This is a genomic window from Methanosphaera sp. A6, assembly GCF_001729395.1.
Classification (GTDB): domain Archaea; phylum Methanobacteriota; class Methanobacteria; order Methanobacteriales; family Methanobacteriaceae; genus Methanosphaera; species Methanosphaera stadtmanae.
Window position 1 is genome coordinate 1 of the sequence record NZ_MAIF01000113.1, and the last position, 10,738, is coordinate 10,738.

Annotated in this window: 11 protein-coding genes; 8 read left to right on the plus strand and 3 right to left on the minus strand. The window is 29.4% G+C overall.

Features of this window, described 5'->3' with window-relative positions; genetic code table 11:
- Positions 1 to 401: 401 nt before the first annotated feature.
- From pdxT to npdG, 7 genes are all read left to right on the plus strand, one after another.
- A complete protein-coding gene (gene pdxT / locus A9758_RS04335; RefSeq protein WP_011406269.1) occupies positions 402 to 980 on the plus strand; it encodes a pyridoxal 5'-phosphate synthase glutaminase subunit PdxT in 579 nt (192 codons plus the stop codon).
- A complete protein-coding gene (locus A9758_RS04340) occupies positions 968 to 1,885 on the plus strand; it encodes a glutamine amidotransferase (RefSeq protein ID WP_011406268.1) in 918 nt (305 codons plus the stop codon). The genes pdxT and A9758_RS04340 overlap by 13 nt, the downstream gene beginning before the upstream one ends.
- 18 nt (positions 1,886 to 1,903) lie before the next feature.
- Positions 1,904 to 2,584, plus strand: a complete 681-nt coding sequence (locus A9758_RS04345) for a tributyrin esterase (protein WP_011406267.1) — start codon at positions 1,904 to 1,906, stop codon at positions 2,582 to 2,584.
- Positions 2,581 to 3,651: a Coenzyme F420 hydrogenase/dehydrogenase, beta subunit C-terminal domain gene (locus A9758_RS04350; protein ID WP_011406266.1), complete on the plus strand. Its 1,071-nt coding sequence runs from the start codon at positions 2,581 to 2,583 to the stop codon at positions 3,649 to 3,651. The genes A9758_RS04345 and A9758_RS04350 overlap by 4 nt, the downstream gene beginning before the upstream one ends.
- On the plus strand, positions 3,652 to 5,130 hold the full coding sequence (locus A9758_RS04355) for a glutamate synthase-related protein (protein ID WP_011406265.1): 1,479 nt from the start codon (positions 3,652 to 3,654) through the stop codon (positions 5,128 to 5,130).
- 23 nt (positions 5,131 to 5,153) lie between these two features.
- Entirely contained in the window at positions 5,154 to 5,495 is a 342-nt protein-coding gene (locus tag A9758_RS04360) for a P-II family nitrogen regulator (RefSeq protein WP_011406264.1), read from the plus strand.
- 199 nt (positions 5,496 to 5,694) lie between these two features.
- A complete protein-coding gene (gene npdG, locus A9758_RS04365; RefSeq protein WP_011406263.1) occupies positions 5,695 to 6,375 on the plus strand; it encodes an NADPH-dependent F420 reductase in 681 nt (226 codons plus the stop codon).
- A gap of 374 nt (positions 6,376 to 6,749) precedes the next feature.
- Here npdG and A9758_RS04370 read toward each other — a convergent pair whose 3' ends face one another.
- The 3 genes from A9758_RS04370 to A9758_RS04380 all read right to left on the minus strand — a co-directional run bounded on the left by A9758_RS04370 (position 6,750) and on the right by A9758_RS04380 (position 9,738).
- Complete coding sequence (locus A9758_RS04370; protein ID WP_011406262.1) at positions 6,750 to 7,088, minus strand: P-II family nitrogen regulator; 339 nt, start codon at positions 7,086 to 7,088, stop codon at positions 6,750 to 6,752.
- Between the two features lie 18 nt (positions 7,089 to 7,106).
- The gene (locus tag A9758_RS04375; RefSeq protein WP_011406261.1) at positions 7,107 to 8,330 is read right to left on the minus strand and encodes an ammonium transporter; all 1,224 of its coding nucleotides are present in this window, start codon (positions 8,328 to 8,330) and stop codon (positions 7,107 to 7,109) included.
- 256 nt (positions 8,331 to 8,586) lie between these two features.
- A complete protein-coding gene (locus A9758_RS04380) occupies positions 8,587 to 9,738 on the minus strand; it encodes an alanine--glyoxylate aminotransferase family protein (RefSeq protein ID WP_011406260.1) in 1,152 nt (383 codons plus the stop codon).
- Between the two features lie 250 nt (positions 9,739 to 9,988).
- On the opposite strand from A9758_RS04380, the gene A9758_RS04385 reads away from it, so the two are divergent.
- On the plus strand, positions 9,989 to 10,711 hold the full coding sequence (locus A9758_RS04385) for a 6-hydroxymethylpterin diphosphokinase MptE-like protein (RefSeq protein ID WP_011406259.1): 723 nt from the start codon (positions 9,989 to 9,991) through the stop codon (positions 10,709 to 10,711).
- The last annotated feature ends 27 nt before the right edge of the window (positions 10,712 to 10,738 follow it).

The window sequence follows — 10,738 nt, forward strand, 5'->3', positions numbered from 1 at the left end:
AAACATTGTTTATTATTTTTAGTTTTTATTGAATTGTTTTTGAGTATAAACCTCTTTTTTTATTACCAAACTAAAAATAATCATGTTAAACTTATATAACTAGTTGAACAATATTAGAAATCTATATATATTGTAAAACACAATATAATAATAGATAAAATAAACGTTATTTTATTAATAATTAATTTAATCTTTTATAGAAGAAATTGATTTAATAAGAGAATAAAATACGCTTATAAATTAAATTAATACTTATTCAAATCATGAAATGATTTTATTTTTTCTAAAGATTAAATTTTAATAACTCAAATTCTTACAAGTTCTATTATATTTACTTAATAGTACATGTATAATAATAAATCAAAAGATTAAGAACTTAATTCTTATAGAGAGGTAAATAAATGATAACAATAGGCATTTTAGATTTACAAGGTGATGTGGAAGAACATCAAATAATTACAGAAAAAGCATTGAAAGAAATGAAAATTGATGGTACAACAAAATTAGTTAATACTCTAGATGACATTAAAGATTGTAATGGATTAATTATATCTGGTGGAGAAAGTTCCACAATAGGTATGCATCTAGAAAAAACTGGACTTTCTAATTACCTTAAAGAAACTGGAATACCTATATTAGGTACTTGTGCAGGATTAGTACTACTTTCCAAAAAAACTGACCAAGACCAACCATTACTTGGATTAATAGATTCAACAGTAAAAAGAAATGGATTTGGAAGACAAAGAATGTCATTTGAATCAGAAATTAAATTCAATAATGAAGATTATCATGGAATATTTATCAGAGCTCCATACATAAGTCAAATTAGTGATGATGTAGAAGTATTAAGTAAATATGATGATAAAATAATTGCAGTTAAACAAAATCAGTACATTGGAATAGCATTCCATCCTGAATTAACTGAAGATACATTAATTCATAAATTATTTATATTAGAGGTAGAATCATGTGTGGTATAGCAGGAGTAATATATAAAGATAAAAAAACACATAATGTTGGAGAATCATTAACTGCTATGTTAGAATCTCTTCAACATAGAGGACCAGATTCTGCTGGTTTTGCTATATATGGTGGATTAAATCTTCCAGAAAATAATTATCAACTAAATATAGAATTAAAAAATAAACCAATGTTGCTTGATCAACTCAAAACAACTTTAACTCAGATTAGTCCAATATACAATGAAGAATTAATTCATTCTGTAGATGACTATGATGTATATAGATGTGAAATACATCTAGAAAACTATTCATTACTAAAACCATTAATTACAAATCTCGATAAAATAGAAGATATACAAGTAATAAATGGTTCACATTCATTTGAAATGATAAAAGATGTTGGACTTGTAAAAGACATTGCAAAACGTTACAACGTACCTTCAAGAGTAGGAACTCATGGTATAGGACATACTAGATTTGCTACAGAAAGTGGTGTGGATAGATATCATGCACACCCATATCAAAGTTACATAACACCTGATATAACAGTAGTACACAATGGACAAATAACAAATTATTGGAAAATAAGAGATCCACTTGAAAGAAAAGGACATAAATTTGAATCATTCAATGATACAGAATGTATAGTACATTACATGGCAGATAAATTACATCAAGGATATAAATTAGAAGAAGCATTAGAAGAAGCAGTGCATGATTTAGATGGACCATTCTCAATACTTGTTGGAACTCCAAATGGTATTGGTATAGCTAAGGATAAATTAGGATTAAGACCTGGAGTAATGGCAGAAAATGATGATGTGTTTGCAATAGCTTCAGAAGAAATGTCCCTACAAGATGTACTAGATACAGACCATGTAGAACAAATAGCACCGGGTGAAACAAGATCTTATACAATATAATTTAGGGAGTAATATTATATGAGAGAATATACAATTGATGCTAAAGATATGGATGAAAAAACATTAAATAGATCCATAAAAGAACATGCACTAGATTATGATAAATTAATTATAAAAAATCCACAATCTAAACACAACATTGCAGCAGGACTAATAGAAGAAGTAGAAATAGAAATTGTTGGATCTGCTGGATACTTCGTTGGTACCATGGTAGATGGAGCAAAAATACATATTACTAGAAATGCTGGATGGTTTGCTGGAGATAATATGACTGGTGGAGAATTAATTATCGAAGGAGGATCTGGTGATGGTGCAGGACAAGGAATTTATAATGGAACTGTAGTTGTAAAAGGAGATACTGGTTCAAGAACTGGAGAAATCATGAAAGGTGGAACAGTCATTATAGGTGGTAATAGTGGCTTCATGACTGGACTTCTTATGATGGGTGGAAGACTTATAGTTCTAGGTGATGTGACAGATGATGCTGGTGAATCCATTATGCGTGGAACAATCTATGTACTAGGTCAAGTAAAAAGTCTAGGTAAAAAAGCAGTACTAAAACACACAACCCTTGATGACCAAAATGAATTAAAAGAAGTATTAACAAAATATGGCTTTGAATTAAGTGATATAGATTATACTAACTTTAAAAAAATAACTAATGGTGAAACTAAAACTGAATCAGGGGGTAAAAAATGAATCAAAAAGTAGCAATGGTTGGAACTCCATGTGAAATAATGGCAGCATCAAAAATTCAACATTATACAGAATCAGTAATTGACTTTAAAATAGGTTTATTCTGTATGGAAAACTTTTCATATTCCTATTTTACTGAGTTATTAAAGGAATATAACATAACAATGGATGAAATAGAAAAATTTAGAATTGAAAAAGGTAAAGCATTTATTTTCCTTAAAAATGGAAAACTAGAAAAAATACCATTATCCATTGCAAAATCAGTTGTTAGAAAAAACTGTCATATATGTGCTGAATTATCATCAGAAACATCAGACATATCCATAGGTTCCATAGGTTCAGAAGATGGCTGGTCCACAATCATAATAAGAACACAAAAAGGACAAGATGTTATTAATAATGCAATTAGTCAGGGATATATTGAAGCTCATGATCTAACAGAATCCCAACTAAAATTATTAAATAAAATTGCAGATAAAAAAATACAAAACAACTTAGAAACAATAGAAGAACGTGAATATCATGCAAGACCAGTATTATATCAAAGAGAAATATCAGATAATGCTATTCTTGATGAAATAAATAATTCAAATTTCTTAGATCTAAGAAAAAATGTTATTGATGTTGGAGCTTGTGTTTTATGTGGAGCATGTGAATATGCATGTCCTGATGGATTAATAACAATTAAAGATTCAAAACCAAGAAAAAGTAAAAAATGTCCTGAAGACTGTCATTTCTGTTTTGCTGTATGTCCTAGAACATTCATTCCTGAAAAACTTAGAAATGATTCATCTAAAGTATTAGGAGATTATAAAAAAATAATGACAGTAAGATCATTAAAACATTATGATGGACAAGATGGTGTTGTTGTTACAACAATACTTGACTACTTAGTATCCAATAAAATTGTTACTAAAGCTTTAGTTGTAGATAAAAAAGATGACCTTGCCTGGAAACCATACCCTGTATTAACTGATGATATTGATGAAATTGTTAAATCATCTGGAACAAAATACTCTGTATGTCCAGTATTCAAACCATTAATTGACTTGAAAGAGGATGTGATTTAAATGCCTTTTAATGTAGAAAGAAGATCTGAAATATGTAAAAGGAATAATAATCGTCCAGGATGTTGCTGGTATCTCTGTGACAATCCAAAAAAATCATTATGTAAAAATTGTTACAGTTGTTATTCTAACTGTCCACATGATGTTTATGAAATAATAAATGATGAACCACAACCAGTACATAAAGAAAACTGTGTAGGATGTAAAATATGTGAACAAATGTGTCCTACAAATGCAATTTATGTAACTCCCCTTCCATATGAAGGAAGAGGTGTATGGTCTAGTCAATCAATGCTTGAAATTCAACGTAAATCTTCAACAGGTTCATATAAAGTTAGAGGTTGTGGAGCAACAAGAATAGTTCCAACATTTGATGATTTAAGTATTTTACCTGCACAAGTTTCACGTCCTCCTATAGATTCATATAGGGAACCATGTAAAACTGAAGTTGTTTTAGGTGATCGTTTTGCAGAAAATCCATTAAAAATTGATACTCCTATTATGATTGGAGCAATGTCTTTTGGTGCTATTAGTAAAGAAGCTAAAATTTCCTTTGCAAGAGGAGCAACACTTGCAGGTACAGCATCAAATACTGGTGAAGGTGGAATGTTACCTGAAGAACGTCATTATGCTGATAAATTAATAGCCCAATATGCTTCTGGAAGATTTGGTATGTCTGCAAATTACTTAAACAATGCTGAAGCTGTTGAAATCAAGATTGGACAAGGAGCTAAATCTGGAATGGGAGGACATCTTCTTGCTAAAAAAGTTACAGCAGAAGTAGCAAGAATTAGAAATATTCCACAAGGTACAGATGCCTTAAGTCCTGCAAGACACATGGATATTGTAGGTCCAGAGGATTTAGGAATGAAAATTGATCAATTACGTGATATTACTGATTGGAAAGTTCCAATCATTGTTAAATTTACTGCTGGACGTGTAGAACAAGATGTTAAAATTGCTGCAAAAGCTGGTGCTGATATAATTGTTATTGATGGTATGCAAGGTGGTACAGGAGCTGGCCCTGAAGTTATTACAGAACATTCAGGTATTCCTACAATACAAGCAATTATGGAAGCAGATACTGCCCTTAAAGAAGTTAATTTAAGAACAGAGGTAAGTCTTGTAGCTGCTGGAGGTATTAGATCTGGTGCTGATGTTGCTAAAGCTATAGCATTAGGTGCAGATGCAACATATATTGGTACTGCTGCATTAGTATCAATTGGATGTAAGGTTTGTAAAGCATGTAGTAAAGGTAAATGTCCTAAAGGTATTGCTACACAGGATAGAATGTTAAGAAGAAGATTAGATCCAGTGCGTGGTGGTCAAAGAGTTGCTAATTATATTAAAGCAATGACTGCTGAGGCTAAAATGTTAACTCAACAGGCAGGTAATACTGATATTCAAAAACTTGAAAAAGAGGATTTAGTTTCATTAACTATGGAAGCTTCACAAATTACTGGAATACCTCTAGTTAGATAAAAAAAATTAATGGGATGAATTTTATGTTTAAAAAAGTAGAAGCTATTATTAGACCTGAAAAATTAGATATTGTAAAAAATAATTTAGAAAATATTAATTGTAAAGGTTTAACTGTCAGTAATGTAAAAGGTAGAGGCAAACAATTAGGTATTGTCGAAAAATATCGTGGAAATGTATATAATGTTGATTTGATTTCTAAAATTAAATTAGATATTATTACTACTGAGACTGAAGTTGAAAAGATAGTTGATACTATTAAAAGTAGTGCTTTTACTGGTAATGTTGGAGATGGTAAAATATTTGTCTCTGATATAGAAGATATTATCAGAATAAGAACTGGTGAACGTGGTGTTAATGCTATTTAAGCATTGATACTTTTATTTTTTTATAGATTATATTTTAATTATATGATAAAAAAATAGATTTTTATATTTTTTTTAATATAATTATTAACAAATTTTATATATTAGATGAAATATATATTAATAGTAATTATTAATCATTATAAATCATTATAAATTATTATTAATTTATTATGAATTAAGAATACATGAGGTTATAAAAATGAAAATATCAATAATTGGTGGAACAGGATCACAAGGTTTAAATCTTGGTAAAAGATTTGCAATAGCTGGAGAAGATGTTATTATAGGTTCAAGAAAAGAAGAAAAGGCTTTAACAAAAGTAGAAGAATGCCTTGATTTATTAAAAGATTATGATAATATTAAAATGGAAGGAATGTCAAATGAAGATGCTGCAAAAGCTGGTGACTTATTAATTTTAACAGTTCCTCTTTCAGCACAAAAACCAACATTACAATCAATTAAAGATTTTGTTGGAGATAAAATAGTTCTTGATGCAACAGTTCCTCTTGAAACTGCAATTGGTGGATCACCTGCAAGATTCATAGATTTAATGGAAGGTTCAGCTGCAGAAAGAACTGCTAAAATACTTAAAAAAACTGATGCTAAAGTAATTGCTGCATTTAATAATATAAGTAATTCATTACTTGAAAACATACCAGAACCTATAGATTGTGACTGTTTAATAGCTGGAAATGATAATGAAGCTAAAAAAATAGCTATTGAATTAATTGAAAAAATACCTGGTGTTGAATGTATTGATTGTGGTAAATTAGAAAAAGCAAGAATGATTGAAAAAATAACTCCACTTCTCATTGGATTAAATATAAAATACAAATCCCATTATGGTGGATTAAGAATCACTGGAATTTCTAGAGAATAATTTCTCTAAGATATAACCCCCATAACTTTTTTTTATAATTAATAATATTTTAATACATACTTATTTTTAGAATAATCTTAACTCTTCCATGTGTAAAAAATAGTCATAGTCCTCTAGTAGTATTATATTTATTTTATTCAAATGGATAATAAATAGTACTTACTCTTTTTATAAAATTAGTTTAAATTATCTTTTAAAAAAAAATAAAATAAGAAAAGTGGTGTTTAGTGTTTTAGATAAATGTTTTTTTATTGAATTAATAAGGGGAGGTTAAAACGGAGAGGAAGATTATTGAGGAGATTTCAATAATATAATTTAGTTAAATAAACAATTAATTTCCTATGAATACATTGTATCATGGAAATTAGGGGGAGTTACAAAGCTTTGTCTCCCCGTTCATTTGTTCTTATTCTTACTACTTCATCTATATTGGTAATAAATATTTTTCCATCACCAACATTACCTGTTTTTGCTGCTTCTGTAATTGCTGTTATTACATTTTCAACATTATTATCAGGTACTACTGTTACAATTTTTATTTTTGGAAGAAGATCAATTCTATAACTATTTCCTCTATAGTTTTCTTCAATTCCTAATTGTTCTCCTCTACCTTTTACATCCATAACTGTAATTCCTTTACAGTTTATTTTTTCTAGTGCATCTTTTACTGCATCTAGTCTTTCATTTCTAAATATGGCTGTAATTTGTTTCATTGTATCATATCCTTATGTTTATATTCTGTAACCTACTTCTTCATGTTCGTTTGCATCTAAACCTTCTATTTCAGTTTGTTCATCTACTCTTATACCCATTGTTTTATCGAGTACTTGAGCAATAATGTAAGTTACTATAAATGAGTATAATGCTACTGCTACTATACTTATTATTTGTATTACTAATTGATTTGGATTACCATATAATAAACCTGCTGCTTCATTAATTGCAGGACATGCAAATACTCCTGTAAGTATTGCTCCCCATGTTCCTGATAATCCATGTACTCCAAATGCATCTAATGCATCGTCGTATCCAAGTTTTGGTTTTAAGTATGATATACCGAAGTATGATACAAATACTGTTGTAAATCCAATTATTAATGATGCTGGTACATCTACAAATCCTGCTGCAGGTGTAATTGCTACAAGTCCTGCTACTGCACCTGTTATTGCACCAAGTATTGTTGGTTTTCCTGTTTTCCAGATATCTAATAATATCCAAGCAATCATTGCCATTGCTGCTGCAGTGTTGGTTGTTATAAATGCATTTGCTGCTAATCCATTTGCTCCAAGAGCTGATCCTGCATTGAATCCAAACCATCCAAACCATAATAATGCTGCACCTATTACTGCATATCCTAAATGGTGAGGTAATAAACGTCTGTCTTTTCTAGGTCCAAGTACGGTTATTAATGCTAGTGCTGCTATACCTGAGTTTAAGTGTACTACTGCTCCTCCTGCAAAGTCTAATGCACCAAGGTTAAATAACCATCCTCCACCCCATACCCAGTGAGCTATTGGGACATATACTAATGTTAACCATAATGCTACAAAAACCATCCATGCTTTTGCTTTCATTCTTCCTACTACTGCTCCTGATATTAATGCAACTGTAATTGCTGCAAATGTAGCTTGGAACACTACATATAATAATTCAGGTATTGTTGTGTCTACATGAAGCATATCAAGTGAAATTCCTGTTAATAAGAAATTTGTTGGTGCTCCTATAAATCCGCCGATTGTTGATCCAAATGTGAATTGGTATCCATATGCTATCCAAATCACTGATGCGATGGCAAAACCGGTTAGAGATAAGAACATTGTGTTAAGAACGTTTTTATTTTTGCTCATACCTCCATAAAATAATGCTAACCCTGGTAGGGTCATAATCATAACTAATGCCGTTGACATTAGTATCCAGGCCGTATCACCTGTGTTTAGTAACGATTCTGCTACCACTATAAATCCTCCATATTATATATAAATTAAATTTTTATTTGCGGTTATGTTTTCACTATTTTTCTTCCTTAGTATATTATTATTGTTACTTTTTTTATTATCTTTATTTTCAATTACATATCGGAAATAGGAAATACACTTCCGTTAATAATAGTATTATTATCATAGTATATAAAGGTTGTGTTAAAAATAAAAAAAAATAGACTAAAAAAAATAATAGTTAAAAGGGATAAATACCCTTAAAAAAGATTAAATTCTATAAATTTTTAAGATATATATCTTCTAAAGCTGCTACTCCTGCTCCAGATTCAAATTCAAAACCAAATTCTTTTAAAGTCATTTCTAAGCAAGCAAAAGTCATAGCTAATTCATGTAATCCAGTGGTACCCATGTGACCAATTCTGAAAATATTTCCTTTTAAGTGATCTTGTCCACCAGCTAATTCAATTTGATATTTATTTCTCATTGTTCCACGAAGTTGATTATCAGTTACTCCTTCAGGCATATTAATTGCTGTTAAAGTATTGGAATAATCTCCTTCACGTGCAAATAAATCTAATCCTAAAGTTTTTGCTGCTTCACGAGTAGCTTCTGCACCAATATGATGACGTTTTATACGTGCATCTAATCCTTCTTCTAAAACCATGGATAATGCTTCACGCATTGCATAGGTCATGGATACATTAGGTGTGTATGGTGTTTGAGAAGGTGATTTATCTCCGCTTTTTCTCATAGCTTTTAAGTCTAAATAGTAAGTAGGAGAATCTACACTGTCAATAACTTTCCATGCATCATCATTTATAGTAATTGCTGCCATACCTGGTGGTGCTGCAATACATTTTTGTGATCCAGTAAGACAAATATCTAATCCATATTCATCTACTTTAACATTATCTCCTGCTAGTGAAGATACTGTATCAACAACAAATAATGCATCATAATCTTTCATTATTTTTCCAACTTCTTGAATTGGATTTACTACTGCTGTTGAACTTTCATTATGAATCATAGTAAGAGCTTTAACATCATCATTTTCATCTAAAACTCTTTTTATTTCTTCAGGATCTGCTGCTTGTCCCCAAGGAACTGCAATTTCTATGGATTCTCCACCGAAAACTTCAGTTAATTGTTGTAATCTTTGTCCAAATTTACCACTTACAACATTTATTACTTTGTCGCCTTTTTCCACTATGTTTGCAATTGCAGCTTCCATTGCTGAAGTTCCTGATCCAGTTAATAAATATGATTTATTATCTGTTTGAAATACCTCAGACATCATTGCTGTTGTTTCTTCTAAAATTTCACCATATACTGGTCCTCTATGGTTTACAATAGGTTGTGCCATAGCATCTAATACTCTTTTAGGAACAGTTGTTGGTCCTGGAATCATTAATAAAGTATCTTCCATTGGGAATATTCCTCCAAATTATAATTTTTTTATAAACGTTTATTTAAAAAGTTATAATAAGATAGTTTTAATATAATGAAATCATATAAAATCAATAATTACACTATCATTACTATAAATTTATTTATGTATTTCATTCTTTTTAATATTGTAGTTTTAATGTAAGATTTAGAATAATAATAATATAATAAATACTTTTCTTAGATATAAATATAACAATAGAATATATGATAATTTTTTTGTGGTTTTTATGGATAATATAACAAATAACAACTGGAATATATGGTATAAAAAAATATGTAAGGATTTTAATTTTAGTGAAGATGATGATAAATATTCAGCAGACATACTAAATAACCTAATTAAAAAATATGGGAAATTTAATAAAAGCCATCTACATGTACATAATAAATGTATTGTATTTGGAGCAGGACCATCAATTAAAAAACATATACAATTAATTAAAAATAATTTCAATCTTAATAATTATACTTTAATTGCAGCTGATGGTGCAACAACAGCACTTCTTGAAGAGAATATCATACCCTCAATAATAGTAACAGACCTTGATGGAAATATAGACAGTATACTTAAATCAAATAAAAGAGGTTCCATACTCTATGTTCATGCACATGGAGATAATGTTAATAAAATAAAAAAATATGTTCCCAAACTAAAAAATATTATACCTACAACACAGACAAAACCATATGATTTACTTGAAAACCATGGTGGATTTACAGATGGGGATAGAGCTGTGCATATTGCACTGTATGATCTTAAAATCAAGGATATAACACTTGCTGGAATGGATTTTGGTAATATTATAACAAATTATTCACGACCTGAAATAGAAGTAGAACTAAAAGAGGCAGATGATATTAAGAAATTAAAACTTGTATATGCTAAAAAATTAATTGAATCTTTAAAATTAGAAAATGAAAATATAAAAATTAATAATTTAATTAAATAAACTTTAAAAAAAATATCAAGTTTATAA

Excerpts from the sequence above, each read along its gene's own strand:
- A9758_RS04345 (WP_011406267.1), top strand. The coding sequence starts at position 1,904 with ATGAGAGAATATACAATTGATGCTAAAGATATGGATGAAAAAACATTA.
- A9758_RS04360 (WP_011406264.1), top strand. The coding sequence starts at position 5,154 with ATGTTTAAAAAAGTAGAAGCTATTATTAGACCTGAAAAATTAGATATT.
- A9758_RS04380 (WP_011406260.1), bottom strand. The coding sequence starts at position 9,738 with ATGGAAGATACTTTATTAATGATTCCAGGACCAACAACTGTTCCTAAA.
- A9758_RS04355 (WP_011406265.1), top strand. The coding sequence starts at position 3,652 with ATGCCTTTTAATGTAGAAAGAAGATCTGAAATATGTAAAAGGAATAAT.
- A9758_RS04350 (WP_011406266.1), top strand. The coding sequence starts at position 2,581 with ATGAATCAAAAAGTAGCAATGGTTGGAACTCCATGTGAAATAATGGCA.
- pdxT (WP_011406269.1), top strand. The coding sequence starts at position 402 with ATGATAACAATAGGCATTTTAGATTTACAAGGTGATGTGGAAGAACAT.
- A9758_RS04340 (WP_011406268.1), top strand. The coding sequence starts at position 968 with ATGTGTGGTATAGCAGGAGTAATATATAAAGATAAAAAAACACATAAT.
- A9758_RS04385 (WP_011406259.1), top strand. The coding sequence starts at position 9,989 with ATGGATAATATAACAAATAACAACTGGAATATATGGTATAAAAAAATA.
- npdG (WP_011406263.1), top strand. The coding sequence starts at position 5,695 with ATGAAAATATCAATAATTGGTGGAACAGGATCACAAGGTTTAAATCTT.
- A9758_RS04370 (WP_011406262.1), bottom strand. The coding sequence starts at position 7,088 with ATGAAACAAATTACAGCCATATTTAGAAATGAAAGACTAGATGCAGTA.